Below are 25,457 nucleotides of genomic sequence, written 5' to 3'. Positions count from 1 at the left end.
GCGTATTCACGAACCTAAGGAACACTCATGACAACCGCACCCTTGCGCCAGGATGAGCCCCCGGTCTCGCTGGGCAGGGTCCGCGCGGAGCCGCTCGACCGGCTCTCCGCCGCGGACATCTCCCCCATCGTGCGCCGGGTGATGGCGGCTCACCTCGATCAGACCCGGATCCCGGCGGCGAAGTTCTCGTCGTTCATCTGATCCGCGATGGCCCCGGGGCCCGCCCGCGCGGCGCTCACCGAGTTCGTCCTCAAGGTGCACGCCAGGTGTGACCTGGCGTGCGACCACTGCTACGTCTACGAACACGCCGACCAGAGTTGGCGCCGGCGCCCGGTACGGATGACGCCGGAGGTGCTCCGGGCCGCGGCCGGGCGGATCGCCGAACACGCCGCGGCCCACGACCTGCCGGACGTCACCGTCATCCTGCACGGCGGGGAACCGTTGCTGCTCGGCGCCGAGCGGCTGGGCGAGGTGCTCGCCGGCCTCCGGCGTGTCATCGACCCGGTCACCCGGCTCCGGCTCGGCATGCAGACAAACGGCGTACTGCTCTCCGAGCGGCTCTGCGACCTGCTCGCCGAACACGACGTCGCGGTCGGCGTCTCGCTCGACGGCGACCGGGCCGCCAACGACCGGCACCGGCGCTTCCGGTCCGGAGCCGGCAGCTACGACCAGGTGCTGCGCGCGCTCGCCCTGCTGCGCCGCCCGGCGTACCGGCGGATCTACTCCGGCCTGCTGTGCACGGTGGACGTGCGCAACGACCCGATCGCGGTGTACGAGTCGCTGCTCGCCCAGGAACCTCCGCGGATCGACTTCCTGCTCCCGCACGCCACCTGGGACGACCCGCCGTGGCGGCCGGCCGGCGGCGGTACCGCGTACGCGGACTGGCTGCGCGCCGTGTACGACCGCTGGCGGGCGGACGGCCGGCCGGTCTCCGTCCGCCTCTTCGACTCGCTGCTGTCCACCGCCGCGGGCGGGCCCAGCGGCACCGAGTGGCTCGGTCTCGACCCGGTCGACCTGGCGGTGATCGAGACGGACGGCGAGTGGGAGCAGGCGGACTCGCTCAAGACCGCGTACGACGGTGCGCCGTCCACCGGCATGACCGTCTTCTCGCACGCGGCCGACGACGTGGCGGCCAGCCCGCTCCTGGCCCGCCGCCGCTCCGGCCGGGCCGGGCTCAGCGACGAGTGCCGGCGGTGCCCGGTGGTCGACCAGTGCGGCGGCGGACTCTTCGCCCACCGGTACGGCGCCGGGCACTTCGACCATCCGAGTGTCTACTGCGCCGATCTGAAAGAGCTGATCGTGCACGTGAACGAGAACCCACCAGCACCCGTCCGGCTCGACGCCGGCCTGCCCGACGACTTCATCGACCGCCTCGCGGCCCTGACCGGCGACCGGGTCGCCATCGGCCGCCTCGTGGAGGCACAGATCACCATCGTCCGCGCGCTGCTCGCCGAGGTGGCCGACCGACTGCCGGCCGGCGGGGCCGGAGCCGACGGCTGGGCCGCGCTGACCGCCCTGGACCGGAGCGCTCCCGAGTCCGTGGCCCGGATCGCGGCCCATCCGTACGTGCGGGCGTGGGCCGTCGACTGCCTCGCCGGCACCGGCACCGGCGCCCGGCAGGGACCGGACTACCTGACCGCGCTCGCCGCCGCCGCCGCGCTCGACGCCGGCACCCCGGTACGCCTGGACGTGCCGGTGCGATCCGGCCGCCTGCACCTGCCGACAGTGGGCACCGTCCTGCTGCCCGAGGTGGGCGACGGTGCCGCACGGGTCGAGACCGGCCCGGGTTCGCTGCGGGTGACCGCCGGAGACGTGACAGTGGCGATCCGCCCCGGGACGCCCGGGGACGCGCCGAGGTGGTGGCCGACCCGTGTGCTCGCCACACCGGACGTGAGCGTCCTGCTGGAGGACGGCGACCCGCACCGCGACTGCCACCGGCTGCCGGCCGGTGACCGGCTCGACGACGCCGGCGCCGCGCGCTGGGCCGAGACGTTCGCGGCGGCGTGGCAGGTGATCCGGGACGAGGTGCCGGGCCACGCCGAGGAGCTGCGCGCCGGGCTGCGGGCCGTGGTGCCGTTGCGGCGCAGCGGCGCGGGGGTCAGCGAGGCGTCGACCGCGCGGCAGGCGTTCGGCGGCGTCGCGGCCACGGAGACCGACGCCGGATCGCTCGCGGTGCTGCTCGTGCACGAGTTCCAGCACAGCAAGATGAACGCCCTGCTGGACATCTGCGACCTGGTCGACGGCACCCGGCCGATCGACATCACAGTGGGCTGGCGGCCCGATCCCCGGCCCGCGGAGGCCGTCCTGCACGGCATCTACGCGCACGCGGCGGTGGCCGGCATCTGGCGGATCCGGGCCGACCGCCAGGTCGACGGCGCGCAGGCGGTCTACCGGCGGTACCGCGACTGGACGGCCGAGGCGATCGGCGCGCTGCAACGGGCGGACGCGCTCACCCCGGCGGGCTCGCGGCTGGTCCGGCAGGTCGCCCGCTCGATGTCCGGGTGGCCGTCGTGACCACCGCCACCCGGACCGCGTACCGGGCCGGCACGCTCGCCGCCGACCTGCGCGCGCTCGGGCTCGGCCCCGGTGACGTGGTGCTCGTGCACTGTTCCCTGCGCACCCTCGGACCGGTCGACGGCGGCGCGGGCGCCCTGGCCGGGGCGCTGCGCACGGCCGTGGGTCCGGCCGGCACCGTCGTGGTCCCGGCGCAGACCCCGGACAACTCGGTGAGCAGCGCCGCGTACCGCGCCGCGACCGCCGGGCTGACCGACGAGGAACGCCTGGCGTACGAGGAACGGATGCCCGGCTTCGATTCGGCCGTCACACCGTCGTTCGGGGTCGGCGCGTTCGCCGAGCACGTACGCCGGCTGCCCGGCGCGGTCCGCAGCGGGCACCCGCAGACTTCGTTCAGCGCGTGGGGGCCCCGGGCGGAGGAGCTGATGCGCGTCCACGACCTGGACTCCCATCTCGGGGAGCGGTCCCCGCTGGCCGCCCTGGAGGCGGCCGGCGCGTGGACGCTGCTGCTCGGTGTCGGCTATGCGACATGCACCGCGCTGCACCTCGCCGAGTACCGGTTGCGCCGCCCGCCGCAGCGGCGCCCGTACCGCTGCTACGTGGTGCGCGACGGCCGCCGGGAACGGCTCGACTTCGAGGCGCCGCACCTCGACGCGGCCCTGTTCAGCGAGATCGGCGCGGAGCTGGACCGGGCGGCGTTCACCCGGCACGGGACGGTCGGCGACGCGCCGGCCCGGCTGCTGCCGATATCCGACGCGGTACGCGCCGCCGTGGCCTGGATGGACGCCCACATCGGACGGTCAGGGCCTGGTAACCCGGGCGCAACCTCTCTACCCTGATCGATAGGCGCCGTGTCGTGTCGACTGGGGAGCAACGCGTGATCATCAACGGTTGGGGGTCAGGCGCTCTTCCCGTGGAACGGTCGTGTCGCCGTGACCTCTGAGCGGCCCGCGCTGCCGGGCCCGCCCTATTTCTTCCTCAGCTACGTCCCTCCGCCGACGCACAACGACCGCACCCCGGGCGACCACTGGGTCCGCCGCTTCTACCACGACCTCAACCTGACGATCGACGGCCGGCCCGGCGACCGGTTACGCCGGCAGGGTTTCGCCGACTTCATGGTGCGGCCGCCGGACGACCGGACGGAACGAAAACGCACCGCACTGGCCGAGGCCGAGGTGTTCGTGCCGTTGTACTCGCCGGACTACCTCAACCGGGACGACTCGCGCCGGGAACGGGAGTGGTTCCGGCAACGGCTGATCCGGGCCGGCCGGCCGGCCGACGGCGACAACATCCTGCCGGTCCTGTGGATCCCGTCGCCCGCCGCGGTGCACGCGCCGGACCAGGCCCGGGCCGTGGCGATGGCCGCCGACGTGGACGCGTACGCCGCGAACGGCATGAGCGCGCTCTGCCGGCTCCAGAAGTTCCAGCACGCCTACAAGGAGGTGCTGGGCCGGCTCGCCCAGCACATCGTCGACACCGCCGAGCAGACGCCGCTGCAACCGGCCGAGCCGCCGACCGGCCCGACCGACCTGCCGTCGTCGCCGACCAGCGAGGTGCCGTTCCGGGCGGTGGTGATCGCGCCCGAGGAACCGGCGGACCCGGGCCGGCTCAACGGGCGGTCCGACACGCAGGCCGGCCGGTGGCGCCCGTTCCGCGGCCGGCCGCCGGTGGTCGACGACGTGACCGACGCGGTGCAGCGGCTGCGGATGCCGATCGACGTCCGCGACTTCGTACCCGATGCCGGGCTGTTCCGGGGCTGCCCGGGGGTACTCATGATCGATCCTCGGGTGGTCGAGACGCCGGACGGTGCGGAGGCCGTCCGCGCGGCCGTCGCCTCGCTGCACCGATGGGTGGGCGTCGTGGTGATCATCGAGGACTCGGCACCCGGCCGCCGCTCCCACTCTGCGGTGCTGCTCGACCGGGCCATCGCGATCTTCCCGGCCGCGGCACGCCCGCTGGCGATCACGACGTACGACGACTGGCGGGCCGGGATCCACGGCCTGGTCGACCGGATGCGCCGCCGCTACCTGGAGGCGAGACCGGCCTACCCGCCGCCGGGACGGCCGATCAGCAAACCCCGGCTCTGGGAGAACCCGCCGCCCGACGAGGGAGTGGACACATGACCCGACGCGAGGGACAGGTCGTCACCTTCTACTCCTACAAGGGCGGCACCGGCCGGACGATGGCGCTGGCGAACGTCGCCTGGATCCTCGCCGCCAACGGCAAGCGGGTGCTCGCAGTGGACTGGGACCTGGAATCCCCCGGCCTGTCGCGCTTCTTCGCGCCGTTCATCGACCGGGACGCGTTGGAGAGCACCGGCGGGGTGATCGACCTGATCCGGGAGTACGAGTGGGCGACCACCACCAAGCAGGACAAGGGCGACGACCGCTGGCACGAGCAGTACGCCCGCGTGCACAAGTACTCGTTCTCGCTGAACTGGTCCAACTTCCCCGGTGACGGGACGCTCGACTTCCTCGGCGCCGGCCAGCAGAACAACGACTACGCCGGCGCGCTCGCCGGGATGAACTGGGACGAGTTCTACGAGCGGCAGGGCGGCGGCTACTTCTTCGACGCGCTGCGCGCCGACATGAAGCGCAACTACGACTACGTGCTGATCGACAGCCGTACCGGGTTCTCCGACGTCGCCGACATCTGCACCATCCAGCTGCCGGACGTGCTGGTCACCTGCTTCACCCTCAGCGAGCAGGGCATCACCGGCGCGGCCAAGGTGGCCCGGCTGGTCGAGCACCGCTACGGGTCGCGGCGGATCCGGGTGCTGCCCGTGCCGATGCGGATCGACCCGGCGGAGAAGGTCAAGGCGGACACCGGGCGGGCGGTGGCGCGGCAGCGCTTCAGCGGTCTGCCGAGCGGGATGAGCGAGGCCGACCGGGACCGGTACTGGGCCCGGATGCAGGTGCCCTACCAGGCGTTCTACGCGTACGAGGAACTGCTCGCCACGTTCGCCGACCAGCCCGGCGTGAACGGGTCGCTGCTGTCCGCGTACGAGGTGCTGGCCCGGGAGATCACCCGGGGTGAGGTGGAGTCGCTGCCGCCGATGAGCAGCGCGGTACGCGAGCGGGTCAACGCCCGGTTCACCCGTACCTCCACCTCGGTGGAGAACGAGATCCTGCTCCGGCACGCCCCGTACGACCGGGTGTGGGCGGAGTGGATCGGTCACCTGCTGGTGTCGGCCGACGTCCGGGTGACCGACCCGTGGTTCACCGACGACGAGGCGCCCCGGACGGCCCGGGAGCTGATCATCGTCTCCGAGTCCAACGCCAACGAGGAGGCGGTCCTCGCCGCGCCGGACCGCTCGCCCGACCAGGTGCCGCTCGTGGTCTACGTCGCGGACGTGCGGCGCCTGGCGAACGTGCCCGCCGCGCACACCGTCTCGGTGGCCGGGCTGGAGGCCCGGACCGCCGCCGCGCGGATCCTGCGCCTGGTCGGCCGCGAGGGCGTGCCGGCCGACCTGGAACTGCCGACCGGTCCCCGGTTCCCCGGCCGCGACAACACCGTGTTCGAGGTGCCGGGCCGCAACAAGCGCTTCACCGGCCGGGAGGCGGACCTGCGCGAGCTGCGGACGCTGCTGCGCAGCAGCCCGAAGGTGGTGCTCTCCGGCACCGGGCCGGTGGCGTTGCAGGGCATGGGCGGCATCGGCAAGAGCCAGCTCGCGCTGGAGTACGCCCACCGCTACCGCGCCGCGTACGACATGGTGTGGTGGATCGACGCCGACCAGGTGCCGTTCATCGAGTCGGCGATCGGTGACCTCGCGCCCTACCTCGGCGTACCGTCGTCGGAATCGAACCGGGAGAACGCCCGGCTGGTGCTCCAGGCGCTGCGCCGCACCGACCTCCGCTGGCTGCTGATCATGGACAACGCGGACGAGGTCGAGGGCGTCCTGCCGTACGTGCCGGACGGCAAGGGCCACGTGCTGATCACGTCCCGGAACCTCCAGTGGGTCGAGCGGGCCACCACCGTCCAGGTCGACGTGTTCAAGCGCGCGGAGAGCATCCAGCACCTCACCGAGCGGGTGCCGACCATGCGCGTCGACCAGGCCGACCGGATCGCCGCCCTGCTCGGTGACCTGCCGATCGCCGTCACCGCCGCCGCGGCCTGGCTGGCCGACACCGGCCACTCGGTCGACAGCTACCTCACCGAGATCGCCAAGTTCGGTCCGGGCGCGGTGATGGAGCCGAACAGCAACGTCTCCGTCGAGGCCACCTGGGAGCTGTCCCTCAACCACCTGCGCACCCGCAACCCGGCCGCCTACCGGGTGCTGCAACTCTGCTCGGTGTTCGCGCCGGAGATCTCCGCCGACCTCGTCTACAGCGACGAGTTCGCCGAGGCGCTCGTGCCGTTCCACCCGCAGGCGAAGGAGCGGCTGGTCCGCCAGCAACTGGTGCAGCAGGCCAACCGGCTCGCCCTGGTCCGGGTCGACCTGCGGGCCGAGAACCCGTCCGGTGGCGAGCGGGGCCGGGGCGGCCTGGTGCTCATGCACCGCCTGCTCCAGCACGCCGTCCGGTCCCGGATGACGGAGGCGCAACTCGACGAGGCGCGTCAGCAGGTCCACCTGGTGCTCGCCGCCGCCCGGCCCGAGGGCGAGGTCGACGACCCCGACGGCTGGCCCCGGTTCCGGGTCATCTGGCCGCACCTGGAGGCGTCGAAGGCGCCGCTGAGCCGCAAGGTTGAGGTGCGGGCGCTGATGATCGACCGGGTCCGCTACCTCCAGTTGCGCGGCGACCTGGAGACCGGCCGGCGGCTCGGGCAGGAGGTCGCGCAGACCTGGGAGCGGATGCTGGCGGAGGAGACCGACCCGCGGGCACGCGACGACCTGCGCCGCCAACTGCTGCATCTCCAGTTCAACCTCGCCAACATCCTCGCCTTCCTCGGGCAGTTCACCGAGTCCCGGGCGCTGGACGAGGAGGTGCTGGCGGCCCAGCGGGAACTGCTCGGCGAGGACCACCCGCACACGCTGATGACCGCCGGCGGGCTCGCCCGCGACCTGCGCGGCATGGGCATGTACAACGAGGCGCTGCGCCTGGACGAGATCACGTTCAACGCGTGGAAGCGGAACTTCACCGAGGAGCACCCGCGTACCCTCGCCGCGCTCAACAACCTCGCCAGCACGCAGCGCCTGATGGGCGACTTCCGGGAGGCCCGCAAGAACGACGAGATGGTGCTGGCCGGGCGCCGCGCGATCCTCGGGGAGAACCACCCGGACACGCTCGCCTCGTCGGCGTACGTCGGCATCGACATGCGCGACGCGGGCGACTTCGAGCAGTCGGTCACCCGCCTGCGCAGCGTCCACCGGGATCTGCTGCACACCGCCGGGGCCGAACACCTGATCACCCTGCGGACGCAGACGAACCTGGCGGTGTCGCTGCGCGCGGCCGGGCACGCGGTCGAGGCGGGCAAGCTCCTCGAAGCCGCGTACGAGCTGCTGAACGAGCGGTTCGGGCCGGACAACCCGGAGACCCTGACCTGCCGGCTGAGCCTGTCGATCAACCTGCTCACCGTCGACCTGTTCCAGCGCGCCAGCCGGGAACTCACCGAGGTGCACCGCATCTACCAGCGCAACCTCGGCCCGATGCACCCGCTGACCCTGGTCTGCATGGTCAACCTCGCCATGGTGGCCCGCCGCGCCGGGGACTTCGCCGAGGCCCGGCAGCTCGCCGGCCGGTCCGCCGACGCGCTCGCCGGCGTACTGGGCAGCGGGCACCCGTACCCGCTCTCCGGCTGGATGAACCAGGGCATCTGCATCGCCGAACAGCCCGACCCGCCGGAGGGCCGGGAGGCCGCGGACCTGGAGGCGCTGAGCCTGCTGCGGCGCGCCCACGACGGCCTGGTCCGGACCCTGGGCCGCGACCACACGAACACGCTGCGCTGCCGGGCGAACCTGGTGGTGATGCAGGAGCGGGTGGAGAGCGGCCGGCGGGCGGAGCTGGAGGCGGTCACCCGCGAGCTGACCTACCGGCTGGGCGAGAACCACCCGGCGGTCGAGGCCGTCCGGGAGAGCCGGTTGCAGCGGCGCATCATCGACCCGCATCCGATCTGACCGCGGCGCGCTCCACCGGGTCGGCCAGCCAGGCGAGGATCTCCGGCAGCACCTCCACCGCGCCGAAGTGCGCGCTGCGCGGCTGCACGTGCAACTGCGCGCCGGGGATCTGCTCGGCCAGCCAGCGGGTGTGGCTGGCCGGGGCGAAGTTGTCGTCGGCGCCGTGCCACAGCCGGACCGGCATCCGGATGTCCGCCAGCGTGATGCCCCAGTCGGCGCGCAACGCGAGCACGTCGTCGATCCAGCCGTGCGGCCCCTGGCGCAGCGCCTCGGCATAGGCGTCGGTGAGCTGCCGGCGGATCGGCACGCCGGCCACCACCCGGCGGTCGGCCTCGGTCATCTGCTCGACCAGCAGCGCCAGCAGCGAGCCCGGGTCGTCCATGGTCCGCTCGGCCCGCAGCCGCAACTGCTCGGCGAGCACCGGCACGTCGTGCTCGGCGGCGCCGTAGTCCCGGACGTTGGCGTCGGTCATGCCCCCGAACCAGTCCAGCCCGGCCGCGCCGGCCGGGGCGAGACCGACCAGGACGGCGGTCCGCCGTACCCGATCCGGCAGCAGCGCGGCGCAGGCCAGAGCGTGCGGGCCGCCGCCGGAGCGCCCCACCACCGAGAACCCGTCCAGGCCCAGGTCGTCGGCGATGGCCGCGACGTCCGCGGCGGCGTCCGCGACCCGGCGGCCGGGCAGCCGGCTGGAACCGCCATAGCCCGGCCGGTCGTACGAGATCAGCCGTACGCCCAGCCGGTGCAGCACGATGGACCGTGGTCGTGGACCGTTGCGGCTGCCGGGTGTGCCGTGCATCAGGAACACGGGCCAGCCGCGTTCCGCCCCGGCGATGTCGACCGCCAGGTTCCTCCTTCCCGTTCGGACGATGTGCTCTCGGTGCCGGGGCGAGTGTGCCAATCGGGGCCTCCGAACGGGTGGTGGTCGGTACGGGTGGCGTGGTCAGACCGCCTCGGCGGCCGGTACCTGGCCGGTGTGATCGGATCGGCCGGCCTGGTCGGCGGACGGGTCGGACGCTGCGAGGACGCGCAGCGTGTCGAGGGCGGACGCCAGTGAGACCTCGGCCGGCGCCCGGTCGTAGGCCCGCAGATAGTCCAGGAGCAGCCGGCACAGGCTCGCCTCGTCCAGGAACTCGTCCGGCAACCGGTGCGCGAGCAGGGCGTCCATCGTCCTCGGCGGGATCTTCGGCCAGGCCAGTTCGGCGTACTCGCTCAACGCCATCAGCAGCCACAACGCGGTGCGGTTGTCGACCCGCGCGGCGGCGAACTGCTCGGCCATCTCGGCCGACACCACGCCGTCCTCCAGCGGCAGCTCCGCGAGCCGGTCCTCGATGTCGGCGAGCACCCGGCGGACCCGGGGCACGTACCGCTGGGGCAGCCGGTGGAGCCCGTGCCGCAGGATGAGCGCGTGCAGCACCGCGTGGTCGTCGGTCGTGCCGAGCGAGTCGACCAGCTCCGGGAACTCGTCGATCAGGTACGGGCACGAGATGATCAGCTCGGGCGGCGCGGTCGGCGAGTCGGGCAGCCGGCTCAGCGCCACCCGGGTCAGCCCGCACACCACCTCGCGGGGCAACTGCGCGCCGTCCTCGGCGAGGCACTCCAGCAGGACCGTGGCGCTCGTGCTGGACACCGCCTCCGGTGACTCGGCGGCACGCGCCCACAGCCGCCGGTAGCTGCGCTCGTCGTACAGGATGAGCTGGTGGAGGGACGGCACCGGCCAGCGGCGGGTGGCGAGCGACACCAGGTCGGCGTGGAACCGGCCGGCCTCGAAGCTGTCCGGCTGCTGGCCGCGCCACGTCCGCGCGCCCGCCTGCAACTGGCCGTAGGTGGTGATGTCGCCGAGCAGCCGCGCCTCCTCGGCGGCCACGTTCACCGTCTCCCCCCGGCGTTCGCGCCGCCGCTCGGCGATGATCCGGCCGTCGGCGTCCCGGCCCAGCCAACTGATCATCGCGAGCTGGCCCTTCTCGTCCAGCCCCGCCCGCCACAGCCGGACCGTCGACACCCAGGTCGCCTCGTCCATCAGGTCGGTGTGGCGTACTCCGTCCGGTGACACCAGCGCGGCGAGCGCGACCAGGTTGGCGGTGTACGCGGCGAGCAGCCGCACCGGGTCGTACGGGGCGGGCCGGTAGCCGTCCACGCCGGCCAGGTTGGTCCGCTGCCGGGCCTCGGCCAGCAGGCCGGCGATGGTCTCCACGATCCCGTCCCGCTCCTGCGGGTGGCGGGAGGCGAGCTCGCGGGCGAAACCGACCACCGCCTCCCGCTTCACCAGCGGCTGGTGGGAGAGCAGCGCCCGGAACTGGCCGGTGTCCAGCTGGTAGCCGAAGCCGGCCGGGCTGCGGGTGTGCCGGCGCAGCACGGCCAGGCTCCGCAGCGCCCCGATGACGTACTCGGCGATCAGGAAGTCGCCGATCGTGGTGTGCAGGAACTCGTACGTGCGCCGGGCGTCCTCGCCCTGCACGTCGTCCGGGCCGTACACCACGAAGAACGCGGCGGTGACCAGTTGTTCCGGGCCGAGCACGTCGCCGAGTTCGAAGCGCGAGCCGTCTCCGGGCCCGGAGCCGAAGCAGTCCAGGTCGAGACGGAGCGCGGCCCGGTTCACCAGTTCCCGGTTGCGGTTGAACATGGCGAACGCGGTGATCGCCAGGTCGCGCCGGAGCTGGTGCTCGCGGGCCTCCCGCTCGTGGTTCGCGAGGGCGGTCGGCGCCTTCTCGCTCACCTGCCGCCTGATGAACGCGGTGAGCAGGCCGGTGAACAGGTCGGACCGGGAGATGGCGGCGCCGGGACGGCGGTCGGCCCAGTGCTCGTTGTAGTAGATCGCCAGCAGCGTGAGCAGCAACGGCTGACGGGCCAGCTCGCCGTGGGACAGCAGCTCCCGGGCGGACAGCCGGCGGTAGCCGGGCCGGTCCTCGTTCGCCGCGTTCACGGCGGTCAGCCAGGCCGTCACCTGGGCGTCGGTCAGGTCCTCCAGCCGGACCAGCACTGTGCCCTGCGGCACGCTGGCGCGGTCCATCACCAGGATCCGCGACGTGATGATCGGGATGACCGAGTAGCCCAGATCCCACTGGGCCTCCTGGAACTCGGCCACCCGGTCGATGTACTGGGAATGGGCCGTGCCGGTGACCTGGACGAGTTCGTCGAACCCGTCGAAGATCACCACGACGGTGGTGTGCTGGGTGGCCCGACGCAGGTCCGCCCAGCGGATGCGCTCGTCCATCACCTGCTCGATCGCGGCCTCGATCTGCTCGGTCGGCGACGTGTCCCCGGACATCCGGCGCAGCGGCACCACTATCGCGGTGAACCGGCTCGCCGGCAGCCGGGCCGCGATCACCCGGGTCAGCAGCGTCTTGCCGGCGCCCGGCTGGCCGAGGAGCAGCAGCGGACGGTGCAGGCTCGCCGGGTCGGTCAGATACTCGGAGAGGAACCCGACGAGGTCACCCCGGCGCGGCTGGTCCTCCCACCAGTGCTCCCGCTCCGGTGACGTGTGCTTGCCGTACTCGGCGGCCCGGAAGTCGGGGCTGATGAACCCGCTGTCCACGTTCGGCAGCCGCAGGTGGAAGTCGACGTCCTTGATCCGCAGCAGCGGCTGCCGGAACACCGCCGCCAGCGAGCCGGTGAGCCGGTCGAGCGACTCGCGGAGCAGGTCGGGCCGGTCGGCGGCCACCGGACCGGACAGCTCGGACAGGTTGCGGTAGAGCTGCGCCAGCGCGTCCAGCCGGGCCGAGACCTCGGTGGTGAGCTTCCGGTTGTCGATCAGGTTGTGCTCGATCGCCTGCCGGATCATCCGGAACCCGAACTCGGGGAGGTCCGCGGCGAGCCGGTCGAAGCGGTCCTCGTAGTGCCACATGGCCCGGCCCACCACGCGGGAGCGCATCGACGTGAGGTCGAGCCCGCGCCGCACCGACGGCCAGGCGGCGAGACCCTCGCAGAAGGCGATGGTGGCGTCGTAGAGCTTGACGTACGCGGCCTCGACGTCCCGCCGGGTGTCGTCCATGCCGTGCACGGAGGAGGGCAGCGGGAAGTAGCCGCCGTCGATCTCCTGCGGAAGCGTGTGGTGCCGCCGCTCGGCCGGCACCATGCCGACTTTTTCCTCGTCGGTCAGTTCCAGCCTGTCGAAGCCCGGCCCGACCTCGTCGCGGAATCCGTCGAAGAACGCGGAGAGGGCCAGCACGGTATGGCTGGCCTCCAGTAGCTCGTAATACGATTTTCCGCCGGTCGCGCGGATGCGCCCGGCCTGGTTTCCGGTGGCGTCCCGGACGAGCTGCATGAGCGCGTTCTTCGGGCCGAGCAGCGCGAGCGCCGTACCGCCGGAGAGGGCCCCGGCGCCCAGGATCCCCGCGCTGACAACCTTGTCGGTTTCGGTGATGCGCGCGCTGCCCGGGGCCAGCAGTCGTAACGCATCTCGATAGCTGAGGCTCGAACGGCGCGGCATGCCGCCCCTTCCGCTGCTGGCGATCGGGATTCTTCAAGGATAGAAACTTCAGTGACGGAAAGCTATCGATTCCTCACCGGGAGGCGGCTTTGCGACGACTTTTCCATTCATTCATCTCATTCATCCGGTAAATGCGGCCAAGGCGCCCGAGCGCTATGGTCGACGGGTGGACCACACACGGGTACGGCAGGCGTACGGGGCGGTCGCGACGCTCTACATCGAACTGATCGGCACCACCGGGCATGTGCACGCGGACGACCTCGCCCTCATCGGCCGTCACCTGACCGTCCGAACCGGCCCGGTGCTCGACCTGGGATGCGGGCCCGGTCACCTGACGGACCACCTCCGTTCGCTGGGCGTCGACGCCACCGGGATCGACATGGTTCCCGAGTTCGTCGCGCACGCGCGGGCGACGCACCCGGGCGGCGCGTACCGGCTCGGGTCGCTGGACGACCTCGCCGTCCCCGATCACTCCGTCGCCGGCATCCTCGCCTGGTACTCGCTGATCCACCTCCCGCCACCGGATCTCGACGCGGTGCTGGCCGAGTTCCGCCGCGCGATCGTCCCGGGTGGACCGCTCGTGGTCGGCATCTTCGTCGGTGACGAGTTGGGCGCCTTCGACCACAAGGTCGCCACCGCGTACCGCTGGCCGGTGGACGAGTTCTCCGCGCGGTTGCGGCAGGCCGGGTTCGCCGAGGTCGAGCGCCTGACGCGCCTGGACGACGAGACCCACCGGCCGCACGCCGCCGTCGCGGCCGTCGCGGCCGGCGGTTGATCGCCCGACCGTCGCTCCAGACGCGTCGTGACCCAGGCCGGGCCGCCGCGCCCGGAACCTCGGGATCGTCGTCGGGTCGCCGCCGGCCACCCGCCCGGCCGTACGCCTGATTCACTGTCGACGGACAGCCGTGAGTGACGGACGACAGTCCTGTTGACAGCGGTGATCGTTACGGCTGGAGTGATTCGCCATGGATGACACCGCCGAATCGCGGCTCGACAGTGAGCAGCCCGCCCTCGGAGACCACGACGACAAGACGAGCCGTACCGCGCTGGCGCTGGTCAACACCGTCAACAAGGTGGTGCGGAACGGCATCGGCCCGGTGACCGGCTCGGCGGCCTGGGCCGAGTCCCGGCTGCATCGGCATCGCCGCCGGCCCGGTCACCGAACCGGACACGGCACCGGAGAAGGCCGTCGCCCAGGAGGTGCCGACCGTGGCAGCGCCCACCACCACGGTCCCCACGGCCGAGGCCGGCACCCTGTCGCCGGAGCCGTCGCCCTCACCCACCACGGCCGCGCCGGCCAAGCCCGCGTCGAAGCCGGGCCCGCGCAAGACCACGGCGCCCGCCGTCTACTACAAGAACTGCGATGCCGTACGGGCAGCCGGCAAGGCGCCGCTGCTACGCGGCCAGCCGGGGTACCGGACCGGGCTGAATCGTGACCTCGACGGCGAGGCATGTGAGCCGGGTGGCGGCAACGGCGACTCCGGCGGCGGAAGCACCGGAGGCGGCAGCACGGGCGGTGGCGGCAGTTCGGGCGGCGGTGGCAACGACCCGCGCTTCAGCACCTGCAAGGAGGCGAACGCCAACGGGTACGGCCCGTACCGGCAGGGCAAGGATCCCGAGTACTACTGGTACATCGACCGGAACAACGACGGCACGGTCTGCGAGTGAGACGCGGCACCGGGGCGGACCGTTCGGTGCGCCCCGGTCGTCACTCCAGCTCGGCGTCGAACGCCCGTCGGGCGTGCTCGATCTGCGCCATGTGGGCGTCGGCACTGAGCGCGCCTTCCCGATCCAGATGGATTGCGGCGGTGGATGTTCCTCATCCGCTTGCGGGCGGCGCTGTCCGTGACGGCCGGCGGGGTGATCAAGGATCGAGATCGAGGGTCGCCCCGGGTGAGCCCGGTGACCTCAGGCCGTGGATCGGGACGGCAGTCCCGTGGATCGTCGTGGCGGTCGCGTGTGTTCGTCGTCGGCCTGCTCCGCACCGAGCCGTGATGCCGTCGACTCATCGGGTGCACCGCCGGGTGGTTGGCCGGCCCATGCGGCCGGCCAACCACCGGTGGACTGCGCGAGCCATACCCCGCTCGCGCCGGAGTTAGCCAGCTGATCCGGCCCAGTCCGGCTTCACCGCCATCATCTGGGCCGTCTTCGTCGGATCACGATCGACCAGTCCGCCGAGCACCTCGTCGATCCGACTCAGCGCGCCCTCGTCGAGCGGCTTCCCCGTGGCCGTCACGTTCTCCCTGATCTGCTCCGGCCTGGTGGCCCCCATGACGACTGAGGCGACTCCGGGCCTACTCAGCACCCAGGCGATGGCGAGCTGCGCGAGGGACAGCCCGGACGCCTCGGCGACCGGACGCAACTCCTCGACGGCGAGGAGCACCTTCTCGCCCAGGACCCGGTTGATGAACCGGGGAGCTCGACCGCCCGACGCCGCCCGCGAACCCTCGGGCCAGGCCTGACCGGGCCGGTACTTTCCGGTGAGCACACCCTGAGCCAGCGGCTGAAAAGCGAGTTGGCCGACACCCTGGCGCGTGCAGAGCGGAAGAACCTCCGGCTCGATGACCCGCCAGAGCATGTTGTATTGCGGCTGGTTGGACACGATCCGGCTCCGCAGCCCGAGTTCCTCCGCCATGGTGAAAGCAGCCTCGATCTGCGGCGCGGTCCACTCGGAGACACCCAGGTACAGAACCTTGCCCTGGCGAACCAGGTCGTCGAAGGCGATCAGGGTCTCGTCGAGCGGAGTGCTCTCGTCGAAGCGGTGGGCCTGGTAGACGTCGAGGTAGTCGGTATCGAGTCGCCGCAGGGACGCCTCGCAGGACTCCATGACGTGCTTGCGGGACAACCCCTTGTCGTTCGGCCCGTCGCCGGTGGGCAGGCAGACCTTGCTCGTGATCACCAGGGAGCTCCTCCTCGCCCCGCGCAGACCCTCCGCGAGCACCTCCTCGGCGGCCCCCTGGGCGTACACGTCGGCGGTGTCGAAGGTCGTGATCCCCGCGTCGAGCGCCGCCCGGATGCAGGCCAGCGCCTCCTTACGACCGGCCAGTTCGCCGTGAGTCAGCCAGTTGCCATAGGTGATCTCGCTGACCATCAGGCCGCTACGACCGAGCCGACGATGCTCCATGGATCTGTCCAGCCTCTCGTGGGTTCAGGGACGCACCGCCACCGGCTCTGCCGACATCGGTTCACCGAGGTGGCGCATTGCTCTGTTGTGGAACACTATGGCCTCTTCATCACCGATGGCGACCGCCTCGACCGCTCCGATGATCACCTCATGGTCACCGGCCGTGAACGTACTGTGGACGAGGCACTCCATCGCGAACACGGCGTCCGGCAGGACGGGACAGCCGTCCGGCACCAGCCTTGTCCAGGCGCCCTGAAACTTGTCGGTGGCCGTGGACGCGAACAGATGTGCCAGACCGCGATGTCGCGCATCATCATCGGGCAGGGCTCGATCAGGCGAGTCGCCGAACGGCTCGCCGACCGCGACCGGTTGCTCCACGAACTCACCATCGGCGACCGTACGGTGCGGGCGGTTCTTGAGCGTGGCTACCGCGCGCTGGGTGCCAGGCCGCGAGGACTCCTGCGCAAGATCGGCCTACTCGGCTGCGCGGAACTCACCGCCGACACGGCCGCCGCGCTGGAGGGAACTTCCACCACGGACGCCGGTTACCTGCTGGACGACTTGGCGGACGCACACTTCCTGATCCCGGCCGCCGTCGCCACATCGGGTGAGATGACCTACCGGTGCCTCGACATGGTTCTGGCCTTCGGGCGTGAGCGCGCCTTCAGCGAGGACGACGCGGAGGCCAGGGCGACCGTCCTGGAGAGGACGTGCGACCGACTGGAGTTCGTCAAAGGCCAGGTTCGTCGACGACGTCCTGGGGTATCGGTCTGATCCGACCGGCTGCCGTGCTGCGGGCGCTGTCCCAGGCCGCAGAAAAGATCAAGGCCTCTGGCCAGTGGAAACTCTGGCCAGAGGCCTTGATCGTGTAAGCGCGCCCGAAGGGACTCGAACCCCTACCCTTCTGATCCGTAGCCCGAACCCATCAGATGCTCTCTACGCTGCGCCCCGGGCGGGCCGCGCAGCAGGATGGCCAGGGACGGCTCGGCGAGGAACCCGACCACCAGACTGGTGACGGTTCCAACGGCACGGCGGCCGCCGTCAATGGTCAAGGTTTGAGGACCACCTTCTCGCAGTTGTCCTCCTTGTTCTTGAACATCTCGAAGCCGCGTTCCGCCTCGTCGAGCGGCAGGGTGTGGGTGATGACCCGGGTCGGATCGATTTCGCCACGTTCGATGCGCTGCAGCAGCGGCTTCATGTAGCGCTGCACGTGGCATTGACCGGTACGCAGAGTCAGCGACCGATTCATCCAGGCGCCGGCGGGGAACTTGTCCATCAGCCCGCCGTACACGCCGATCACCGAGACGACGCCACCGCTCCGGCACGACAAGATCGCCTGCCGCAGCGCGTGCGGGCGCTCGGTCTCCGAGCGGACTGCCTGCTTGACCCGGTCGTAGGCGTGGAGGGGCGCGCTGCCGTGGCTGGCCTCCATGCCGACCGCGTCGATGCACTTGTCCGGTCCCCGCCCACCGGTCAGTTCCAGCAACCGGGACCGCACGTCCACTTCCTCGAAGTTCACCGGCGTGTGGCCCGCCCGTTCGGCCATCTGCAGCCGGTACGGCTCCTTGTCGATGGCGATGACCTTCGCGGCGCCGAGCACCCGGGCGCTGTCCATGGCGAACTGGCCGACCGGGCCGGCGCCCCACACCGCCACCACGTCGGTGGGCTGGATGTCACACATCTCGGCGCCCATGTATCCAGTGGGCAGGATGTCCGAGAGGAACAGCACCTGCTCATCGGTCAGATCGGACTCGATCTTCAGCGGACCGACATCGGCGAACGGCACCCGCGCGTACTGTGCCTGACCGCCGGCGAAGCCGCCGGTCAGATGCGAATAGCCGAAGATCCCGGAAACCGGGTGGCCGAACATCTTCTCCGCGATCCCCGCATTGGGGTTGGAGTTCTCGCAGCAGGAATACAGCTCGGCGGCACAGGCGCCGCACGCGCCGCAGGCTATCGGGAACGGAACGACGACGCGGTCTCCGACGCGCAGCCGAGCGGGGTCGACGCCCCGGCCGACCTCGACCACTTCGCCCATGAACTCGTGACCCATGACGTCGCCGTCCTGCATCGTGGGCACGTACCCATCGACCAGATGCAGGTCCGAGCCACAGATCGCGGTGGAGGTGATCCGTACGATGGCATCGCGCTCGTTCAGCAGCCTCGGGTCCGGTACGTCACGGACCTTGACCTTGTTGCGGCCCGCCCAGGTGTTCGCCCTCACGCGTCCGCTCCCTTCGCGAGGTCGGAATCCGACGGCGGTTGCGCCGGCCGCTGCGGGAACTCCTTGCGGGCCCGCTTGCCCCACGGGGCGCCCTCGGACCGGACCACCTGGCCGGTCTCCAGCACCTGCTTGAGCCGGCGCAGGTCATCGTCGAGCTGCTGGTGTGGCTCCTCGCCGAAGTACTTGGCGACCACCTTGCCGACCGCACCACCAGGAATGTCGTACGACATGACGACGTGCACCTCGGTGCTGACACCGTCCGGGGCGGGCACGAACCGGACCGTGCCGGAGTTCGGCACGTCGGCTTTGCCGGTCGACCGCCACGCGATCCTCTCGCCGGCCGCCTCGTCGACGATCTCCGCGTCCCACTCGACGTTCTTGCCGAACGGGGCGCTGGCGGACCAATGGCTCGTACGGTCGCCGGTGGAGCGGATCTCCTTCAGGTGTGCCATGAACGTCGGGAGGTTGTCGAGGTCACGCCAGAACGCGTAGACCTCCGGCGGGGGTTTGCGGATGGTCGTGGTGGCTGTCAGCTCCATGGATCCTCCTTCGCGCGAACCCCGTGCCGCCCGCACTGAGCCGATTTGTCTCGACCGGGTCGCCTGCGCGGCCGTCAGCAGGTCGACCACGGTGATTCCGATGATGGCGCCCGTGACACCGACGAGGCGTCGCCGGCGGCGCCCGCCGCGGTGGGCGATGGCCAGTCCGAGCGCGGCCAGGTCCATCGCGTCGCCCACGACGCGGGTCCACGCCCAGATGCCCTTCCGCCGGCTCGTCAGGAGCCCGGCTGCGTGTACCAGCTCCCGCGCCCCGACCAGCTGCACCACCGCCCGGGACGTCGCGGAGTCGTCCACGCCGCTGATCCGGCGCACAGTGTCCGGCGCCGCCAGCTGCGCCACGCCCAGACCCAGACTCATCCAGCCGAGCCCGCGTCCCCGCCGCCGTACCTCGTCCTGCCTGGCCTTCGCTGTCTCTCGGACTGCCAGTCCAGTCACAGGTAGCCTCCGTATCCGGTCGCACCCCGGCCGAGATTCCGATTCACGACGGTCGGGCGCGACCCGTGAGGGCCGGGAATACCCCTCTGAAACCACCTCAACCAGCCGCTGTCAGGCGGAGCGGTGGCATTCCGGCCGTCGGGACGGTCGCCGCAGGGCTCAGGCCGTCGCCATTCGGCGGACGTCTTCGCCCTGGGCGAACTCCTCGACCATCTTGGCGCAGAAGGCCGGAAGGTCGCTGGGGTTGCGGCTGGTGACCAGTCCGTTGTCGACCTGTACCTGCTGGTCCACCCAGGTTCCGCCGGCGTTGCGGATGTCGGTGCGCAGGCTGGGGAACGAGGTGACGGTCCGGCCCTTGACCATTCCGGTCTCGACCAACGACCAGGGTCCGTGGCAGATCGCTGCCACCGGCTTCTGTTGTTGGAAGAACGCCCGGACGAAGTCCATCGCCTGTGGGTTCATCCGGAGCCGGTCGGGGTTGACCGTCCCGCCCGGCAGCAACAGGGCGTCGTAGTCCCCCGGATCGGCCTCGTCCAGGGTCCGGTCCACCCGATAGCGGTTGGCCGGATTGATGTCCTGGTTCATCGACTGGATCTCGCCGGACTGCAACGAGATCAGGTGGACCTCGGCCCCCGCCTGCTCCGCGGCGGCCCGGGACTGGGTGTACTCCACATCCTCCACCCCGTCCGCGGCGAGGCAAGCGACTCGCTTGCCGGTCAGTGGCTGCTGGCTCTGCGCCATTTCTCGGCCTCCCCCTCGCGGCGCCGCCCCGCCGGCGGCGCATCGCTCGAACGCGGTCGCCTTCCCGGTGCGGGCACGGGCAAACAGACCGGCGAACATCACTTGAGGGCGGAAATTGTGGCCACCTGCCCGCGTAGCGAGGACCCGGGCGGAGAAGGTCCGCTACGAGGTGTGCTGCCTGTCGCAGCGGGTAACGCAGGCAACCCACTGGTGCCCAGGCTGCTCCGGAAAGGTTACGACATGACCCTCGCTCTTAACGCGATCGAGCTACCGTCCGGCCAGACGATGCCCGTGCTCGGCCAGGGAACCTGGTACCTGGGGGAGAGCCCCGAGAGGCGGCAGGACGAGATAGCCGCCCTACGCATCGGGCTCGACCTGGGCATGACCATGATCGACACTGCGGAGATGTACGGTGGCGGCGCCTCCGAGGAACTCGTCGGCGAGGCGATCACCGGACGACGTGACGACGTCTTTCTGGTCGACAAGGTGCTCCCGTCCAACGCCAGCCGACGCGGTACGGTGCAGGCCTGCCGCCGCAGCCTGCAACGACTCGGCGTCGACCACATCGACCTCTACCTCCTGCACTGGCGCGGCTCGCATCCACTCGCGGAGACGATCGAGGCGTTCGCCGAACTCGTCGACGCCGGCGACATCGGGCAGTGGGGCGTGAGCAACTTCGATGTCTCCGACATGACGGATCTCCTGGAGGCGGGCGGGAACTCCTGCGCGACCAACCAGATCCTGTACAACCTCACCCGCCGCGGTCCCGAGTACGACCTGCTGCCGTGGCTACGCGAACACGGAATCCCGGTGATGGCGTACTCGCCGATCGAGCAGGGCCGGCTGCTCGGCCACCCCCAGGTCGCTGAGACCGCCGCCCGGCACGGGGTCACGCCCGCTCAGGTGGCGCTGGCCTGGGTGTTGCGGCAGGACAGGGTTGCCGCCATCCCTCGGTCGTCCAATCCCGAACACACCCGGGAGAACGCGGAAGCGCGCGACCTGCAGTTGAGCGAGGAGGACATGGCGGCACTCGACACGGCGTTCCCGCCGCCGACCGGCCCGCAACCGCTGGAGATGCTGTAGCGTCGCCGACCGTTCATGCGGACGGCGCCGGCCGAGGTCGGCGCCGTCCGCATAAGGAATCCAAGCTTTCTGGTGGGGTCCGCGCGGGCGCCCCGGCTCAGCTAGGTGCCGACCCGGCGGGTCTGGAGCCGTTCCGCCCTCGGCCCGGTCAACTGCCAGAACTCCTGCGGCAACTGGTCGACGACGTCCCCGTACTCCTTCGCTCTGATCGACTCACGAAGGGTGTCCAGCACGGCCCGTGCTCCGTCGGTGGCCACCTGGCGATCCACCCCGGCCCGTGACTGCACCCGTTCGAGGAATTCGGCCAGTCCGAACCGTTCCGGATCTTCGGTGGGCCTGGCCACCAGCCCTCGTAGTTCCTGAGGGAGTTGGGAGGCGAGATCCCTCGCCTGGCCCCCGGTGATCCTTTCCGCCAACGTCTCGAGCGTGGCGCGGGTGATCGGCTCCGCCTGCCCCGGTGGAACCTTCGGTCGTGCTGCCACGGACTGGATGAACTCGGTGTAGTTCACCTGGGATCCCCTTTCGGACGGATCACGGCGGGTACCCGCACCCGCCGGGGTGAAACGGCGGTTCGCCCTCCCGCAGCGCGGTGGTGGTGGCGGAGGGCGATCCCGACGAGGGCTCCGAGCCGGTCGGCTGACCGTCAGCTCCCCGATCCCGGGGGGCGACGCACGATCCGGCGGATGAGAGGCGCCTGGTTCAGACCGGCGCTGGTGACGGCGTAGAACACCGGCAGCACGACGAAGATCGCCAGGCCGGCGAGCGGTGCCACCAGGTAGCCGATGAGCCCTGCGGCGACGTAGAGGATGACCCCGACGAGTGCCCGCACCCGCTCGGCGGGGAAGTGCCCCTCACTCACCCCTTCCCTGAGTAGGTCCTTGCGCCGGGACAGATAGTGGAAGAACGTCAGCCAGCTCACGCAGAGCAGCGCGCCGATCAGCGCGTAGAAGGCGACGGCCACGCGTTGGTCCTGCTGGTCGTGCTCCTGCAAGGCGTCCGAGACGACGGCGGTCGGAAACGGCAGCAGCGCGGTGGTGAACAGGACGAAAAGGTTCACCCAGTGCAGTCCCCGATCGCTCTCCCTGATGCGATTGAACGCGCCCTTGTGGTTCAGCCAGACGACGGCCACGTAGGCGTACGAGGCGAGATAGGCGGCGTAACCCGGCCACTGCTCCAGCAGCCCCGACAGCAGGCGGCCGGGCGGTACTTCCGGCACCCGGAGATCCACCACCAGCAGCGTGATGATGATGGCCAAGACGGCGTCGCTGAACGCTATGGCACGGCTGGTGTCCGACCGGGTGCCGAGGTCGTCGGTTGGCCTACTCACGACCGGCGGCAACCCACCGACGCCCGCGATAACCGCCTCAATCAACCTGACGAAAAGCACGGATCATGAGGTGGGGGGGGCTTGACCCTGATCCTGGACACGGGGGTTATGCGGCCGGGGCCAGCGTAGCTGGCGCTGGGCGGGTGTTCTTCTCGTAGGTGATCGGTGATTGCTGTCCGAGCCTGGAGTGGCGTCGAACGGTGTTGTAGCGGTGCAGCCAGCGGAAGGCGGCGAGTCGGGCTTCGCGTTCGTCGATGAAGGCGCGGCGGCCCTGGAGGGTCTCGCGTTTGAAGGTCGCGTTGAACGACTCCGCGGCGGCGTTGTCGGCGGAGCTACCGACCGCGCTCATCGACTGCCGGACCCCTGCGGTGGTGCAGGCGGCGGCGAAGGCCCGAGAGGTGTATTGCGCTCCGTGGTCGGTGTGCATGATCGCCCCGTCGAGGCTGCCCCTGGTGCGCTGCGCTGCATGGAGAGCGTCGATGACCAGGTCGGTGCGCATGTGATCGGCGATCGCCCAGCCGGCGAGGCGGCGGGAGTGCAGGTCGATGACGGTGGCCAGGTAGAGGAAGCCGCGGTCTCCGACCGGCAGGTAGGTGATGTCGCCGACGTAGCGCTGGTTCGGCGCGCCGGCGGTGAAGTCCCGGCCGATCAGGTCGGGTGCCTTCGCCGCGGCCGGGTCCGGCACCGTCGTACGAGTTCGCCTGCGCAACCGCAGCCCTTGTACGCCGAAGCGGCGCATCACCCGCGCGACTCGCTTACGGTTGACCAGCTGCCCGGCATCGCGGAGTTCGGCGGTGATCCGTGGTGCGCCGTAGGTCCCGTCGTGAGCGGCGTGCACCGCCCGGATCCGGGCCGCGAGAGCGACGTCCGCGGCCTCACGCCCTGCCCTGGCGGACGCGGTGGACCGCCAGTAGTAGAAGCTCGAGCGGGACACCCCGAGGATCTGACACAACCGCTTCACGCCGTAGCGCTGCTGGTGGTCGGCGACGAACTGGAAGCGGTTCACCAGCGCGTCTCCCCGGCGAAATAACGGGCCGCCTTCCGCAGAATGTCCCGTTCCTCCTCCAGTTCCCGGATCCGCCGCCGCAACGCGGCGTTCTCGTCCTCCACCGAGCCGGCCGCCGGCGACCCCGCCGGCGCGGCCGCCGCACCCCGATGCTGGTCATCGGCGCGGACCCAACTGCGCAACGTCTCCCGATTGACGCCCAGATCGTCAGCGATCTGCGCGATCGTCGCCCCCGGCCGAGACCGGTACAACGCGACCGCGTCGGCCTTGAACTCGGCGGGGTAGTGCTTGTTCACCATCTGTCAGGGACTCCTGATCTCCCCGGACCATCACGATCCAAGGCTCAAGTGTCCAGGACCAGGGGGCAACTCCCGGGGGAAGCGGATTGCAAGAATTCGACTGCCAGGCGGTCTTGGAGCCGCGGTAGGGGAATCTTCACGCGGGGGTAGTGAATGAAGGCAGTCGTGTACGACGGGCCACGGACGGTCAGCGTCAAGGAGGTGCCGGACGCCAGGATCGAACGACCGACGGACGCCTTGGTACGCATCACGACGACGAACATCTGCGGGTCCGACCTGCACATGTACGACGGGCGCACGGATCTGCAGCCGGGCATGGTGCTCGGGCACGAGAACATGGGTGAGGTCATCGAGGTCGGCGAAGGGGTCGACCTGGTCAAGGTGGGCGACATTGTCTGCCCGCCGTTCAACGTCTCCTGCGGCGCCTGCGCCAACTGCAACCAGGGGCTGACCGCGTACTGTCTGGTGGCCAACCCGGCGCCCGGCATGGCCGGTGCCGCCTACGGCTACGCCGACATGGGTCCGTACGCGGGCGGTCAGGCCGAGTTGCTGCGGGTGCCGTGGGCCGACTTCAACTGCCTGGTCCTGCCGCCGGACGCCCGGGGCATGAGCAGGCAGAAGGACTACGTGATGCTCTCGGACATCTTCCCCACCGGCTGGCACGCCACCGAGCTCGCCTGTGTGCAGCCGGGCGACAGCGTCGCAGTTTATGGTGCCGGACCGGTCGGGTTGCTGGCCGCGTACTCCGCGATCATCAAGGGTGCGAACAAGGTGATGGTGGTCGACCGGCATCCGGACCGGCTGCGCCTGGCGGAACAGATCGGCGCCATTCCCATCGACGACTCCAAGGTGTCGCCGGTGGACCAGATCCTGGAGCAGACCGGCGGATGGGCGCGGACCGCGGCTGCGAGGCCGTCGGTCACCAGGCGCACGACCCGAGTGGCCAGGAGAAGTCGGCGCTGACCCTGAACAATCTCGTGCACTCGGTGCGGTTCGGCGGCACGATCGGCGTGGTCGGCGTGTTCTTCCCGAAGGACCCGGGATCCCCGGACCCGTTGCAGAAACAGGGGAAGGCGCCGTTCGACTACGGCATGTTCTGGTTCAAGGGACAGAGCATGGGCACCGGTCAGTGCAACGTGAAGAACTACAACCGGCAGCTGATGAACCTCATCGCGAACCACAAGGCCGAGCCCTCTTTCCTGGTGTCGCACGAGCTGAAGCTGGACCAGGCACCGGAGGGGTATCGGAACTTCGACTCCCGCAACGACGGCTGGACCAAGGTGGTACTGCACCCGGACGGCAGAGGCTGACCAGGGCTTTGGTCCCATGACGCGCGGAGGCGGCACTCGGTGTGGGTGCGGCCTCCGTCACGTTGGTCACCTGAGGAAGGCAGGCGCTGCACGAGTCGCAGGTGGATCGAGGACCGGCCCTGGCCGTCCCGGTCTCCCACACCGTCGTACGCAGCTGCCGCCGCATCGCCTGCCGATGGTCGTGACGGGCCCGGTTCCCGGTGGTCGTCGTCATGCTTCCGGTTGACCGCCGCGGACGTGAGCCGGCCGCCGGCCCCGGCGCACCGCGTCTGAGGCGGCCGCCACTCCGCCGGTCGCTGGATGACGGATTCGCGGCTCGGCTGCTCGTCGAGCGGTGACGTCCTCCGCCCGCG

Annotated in this window: 21 protein-coding genes and 1 tRNA gene; 11 read left to right on the top strand and 11 right to left on the bottom strand. The window is 70.9% G+C overall.

Translation table 11 applies throughout. The features are described from left to right. The first annotated feature begins 27 nt into the window (after nt 1–27). From ABIH81_RS09235 to fxsT, 5 genes are all read left to right on the top strand, one after another. Complete coding sequence (locus ABIH81_RS09235; protein ID WP_013289092.1) at nt 28–201, top strand: hypothetical protein; 174 nt, start codon at nt 28–30, stop codon at nt 199–201. A 6-nt stretch (nt 202–207) separates the two neighbouring features. Next, nucleotides 208–2,514 (top strand): FxsB family cyclophane-forming radical SAM/SPASM peptide maturase, encoded by a 2,307-nt coding sequence (locus ABIH81_RS09230; RefSeq protein WP_349879900.1) that lies wholly within the window; start codon nt 208–210, stop codon nt 2,512–2,514. Continuing rightward, nucleotides 2,511–3,353, top strand: coding sequence for an AAC(3) family N-acetyltransferase (locus ABIH81_RS09225; RefSeq protein WP_349879899.1), 843 nt, complete (start codon nt 2,511–2,513; stop codon nt 3,351–3,353). The genes ABIH81_RS09230 and ABIH81_RS09225 overlap by 4 nt, the downstream gene beginning before the upstream one ends. Nucleotides 3,354–3,446: 93 nt before the next feature. Next, nucleotides 3,447–4,637 carry a TIR-like protein FxsC gene (locus ABIH81_RS09220; RefSeq protein WP_349879898.1) on the top strand — a complete coding sequence of 397 codons (1,191 nt, stop codon included), beginning with the start codon at nt 3,447–3,449 and terminating at the stop codon, nt 4,635–4,637. Next, nucleotides 4,634–8,569, top strand: coding sequence for an FxSxx-COOH system tetratricopeptide repeat protein (gene fxsT, locus ABIH81_RS09215; protein ID WP_349879897.1), 3,936 nt, complete (start codon nt 4,634–4,636; stop codon nt 8,567–8,569). Before ABIH81_RS09220 ends, fxsT begins: the two co-directional genes overlap by 4 nt. Here the strand turns inward: fxsT and ABIH81_RS09210 are convergent. Next, nucleotides 8,547–9,467 (bottom strand): alpha/beta hydrolase, encoded by a 921-nt coding sequence (locus ABIH81_RS09210; protein WP_349879896.1) that lies wholly within the window; start codon nt 9,465–9,467, stop codon nt 8,547–8,549. The two genes, fxsT and ABIH81_RS09210, sit on opposite strands and share 23 nt — an antisense overlap. A 42-nt stretch (nt 9,468–9,509) precedes the next feature. After that, nucleotides 9,510–12,995 carry an AAA family ATPase gene (locus ABIH81_RS09205; protein ID WP_349879895.1) on the bottom strand — a complete coding sequence of 1,162 codons (3,486 nt, stop codon included), beginning with the start codon at nt 12,993–12,995 and terminating at the stop codon, nt 9,510–9,512. A 166-nt stretch (nt 12,996–13,161) separates the two neighbouring features. Here ABIH81_RS09205 and ABIH81_RS09200 point away from each other — a divergent pair, with 166 nt between their 5' ends. Both ABIH81_RS09200 and ABIH81_RS09195 read left to right on the top strand, forming a co-directional pair. After that, nucleotides 13,162–13,770, top strand: coding sequence for a class I SAM-dependent methyltransferase (locus ABIH81_RS09200; protein ID WP_349879894.1), 609 nt, complete (start codon nt 13,162–13,164; stop codon nt 13,768–13,770). 434 nt (nt 13,771–14,204) lie between these two features. Beyond that, nucleotides 14,205–14,663: an excalibur calcium-binding domain-containing protein gene (locus ABIH81_RS09195; RefSeq protein ID WP_349879893.1), complete on the top strand. Its 459-nt coding sequence runs from the start codon at nt 14,205–14,207 to the stop codon at nt 14,661–14,663. Nucleotides 14,664–15,090: 427 nt separating this feature from the next. On the opposite strand, the gene ABIH81_RS09190 is transcribed toward ABIH81_RS09195, so the two are convergent. Both ABIH81_RS09190 and ABIH81_RS09185 read right to left on the bottom strand, forming a co-directional pair. Beyond that, a complete protein-coding gene (locus ABIH81_RS09190) occupies nt 15,091–16,119 on the bottom strand; it encodes an aldo/keto reductase family protein (protein WP_349879892.1) in 1,029 nt (342 codons plus the stop codon). 24 nt (nt 16,120–16,143) lie between these two features. Then, nucleotides 16,144–16,497, bottom strand: a complete 354-nt coding sequence (locus tag ABIH81_RS09185) for a flavin reductase (RefSeq protein ID WP_349879891.1) — start codon at nt 16,495–16,497, stop codon at nt 16,144–16,146. Here ABIH81_RS09185 and ABIH81_RS09180 point away from each other — a divergent pair. Continuing rightward, entirely contained in the window at nt 16,489–16,893 is a 405-nt protein-coding gene (locus tag ABIH81_RS09180; RefSeq protein ID WP_349879890.1) for a hypothetical protein, read from the top strand. The two genes, ABIH81_RS09185 and ABIH81_RS09180, sit on opposite strands and share 9 nt — an antisense overlap. A 99-nt stretch (nt 16,894–16,992) precedes the next feature. On the opposite strand, the gene ABIH81_RS09175 is transcribed toward ABIH81_RS09180, so the two are convergent. The 4 genes from ABIH81_RS09175 to ABIH81_RS09160 all read right to left on the bottom strand — a co-directional run bounded on the left by ABIH81_RS09175 (nt 16,993) and on the right by ABIH81_RS09160 (nt 20,079). Continuing rightward, a tRNA-OTHER gene (locus tag ABIH81_RS09175) sits at nt 16,993–17,074 on the bottom strand. Between the two features lie 93 nt (nt 17,075–17,167). Next, complete coding sequence (locus tag ABIH81_RS09170) at nt 17,168–18,343, bottom strand: zinc-dependent alcohol dehydrogenase (RefSeq protein ID WP_349879889.1); 1,176 nt, start codon at nt 18,341–18,343, stop codon at nt 17,168–17,170. Beyond that, a complete protein-coding gene (locus ABIH81_RS09165) occupies nt 18,340–19,260 on the bottom strand; it encodes an SRPBCC family protein (RefSeq protein WP_349879888.1) in 921 nt (306 codons plus the stop codon). The genes ABIH81_RS09170 and ABIH81_RS09165 overlap by 4 nt, the downstream gene beginning before the upstream one ends. 237 nt (nt 19,261–19,497) lie before the next feature. Continuing rightward, on the bottom strand, nt 19,498–20,079 hold the full coding sequence (locus ABIH81_RS09160) for a type 1 glutamine amidotransferase domain-containing protein (RefSeq protein WP_349881049.1): 582 nt from the start codon (nt 20,077–20,079) through the stop codon (nt 19,498–19,500). A 240-nt stretch (nt 20,080–20,319) separates the two neighbouring features. Here ABIH81_RS09160 and ABIH81_RS09155 point away from each other — a divergent pair, with 240 nt between their 5' ends. After that, a complete protein-coding gene (locus tag ABIH81_RS09155) occupies nt 20,320–21,162 on the top strand; it encodes an aldo/keto reductase (protein WP_349879887.1) in 843 nt (280 codons plus the stop codon). Nucleotides 21,163–21,263: 101 nt separating this feature from the next. On the opposite strand, the gene ABIH81_RS09150 is transcribed toward ABIH81_RS09155, so the two are convergent. From ABIH81_RS09150 to ABIH81_RS09140, 3 genes are all read right to left on the bottom strand, one after another. Further along, nucleotides 21,264–21,671 carry a DUF2267 domain-containing protein gene (locus ABIH81_RS09150; RefSeq protein WP_260041797.1) on the bottom strand — a complete coding sequence of 136 codons (408 nt, stop codon included), beginning with the start codon at nt 21,669–21,671 and terminating at the stop codon, nt 21,264–21,266. 134 nt (nt 21,672–21,805) lie between these two features. After that, nucleotides 21,806–22,549, bottom strand: coding sequence for a TMEM175 family protein (locus ABIH81_RS09145; protein ID WP_349879886.1), 744 nt, complete (start codon nt 22,547–22,549; stop codon nt 21,806–21,808). A 46-nt stretch (nt 22,550–22,595) separates the two neighbouring features. Next, a protein-coding gene (locus ABIH81_RS09140) for an IS3 family transposase (RefSeq protein WP_349879885.1) occupies nt 22,596–23,794 on the bottom strand; the annotation gives its coding sequence in 2 pieces (ribosomal slippage) (nt 22,596–23,506 and nt 23,506–23,794; 1,200 coding nt in all). A gap of 153 nt (nt 23,795–23,947) precedes the next feature. On the opposite strand from ABIH81_RS09140, the gene ABIH81_RS09135 reads away from it, so the two are divergent. Beyond that, on the top strand, nt 23,948–24,757 hold the full coding sequence (locus ABIH81_RS09135) for an alcohol dehydrogenase catalytic domain-containing protein (RefSeq protein WP_349879884.1): 810 nt from the start codon (nt 23,948–23,950) through the stop codon (nt 24,755–24,757). Then, nucleotides 24,682–25,104 carry a hypothetical protein gene (locus tag ABIH81_RS09130; RefSeq protein ID WP_260041793.1) on the top strand — a complete coding sequence of 141 codons (423 nt, stop codon included), beginning with the start codon at nt 24,682–24,684 and terminating at the stop codon, nt 25,102–25,104. The genes ABIH81_RS09135 and ABIH81_RS09130 overlap by 76 nt, the downstream gene beginning before the upstream one ends. Nucleotides 25,105–25,457: the final 353 nt, after the last annotated feature.

It is taken from the genome of Micromonospora sp. HUAS YX12, from assembly GCF_040215685.1.
Lineage (GTDB): Bacteria > Actinomycetota > Actinomycetes > Mycobacteriales > Micromonosporaceae > Micromonospora > Micromonospora tulbaghiae.
This window is presented reverse-complemented; position numbering and strand designations above follow the sequence as displayed.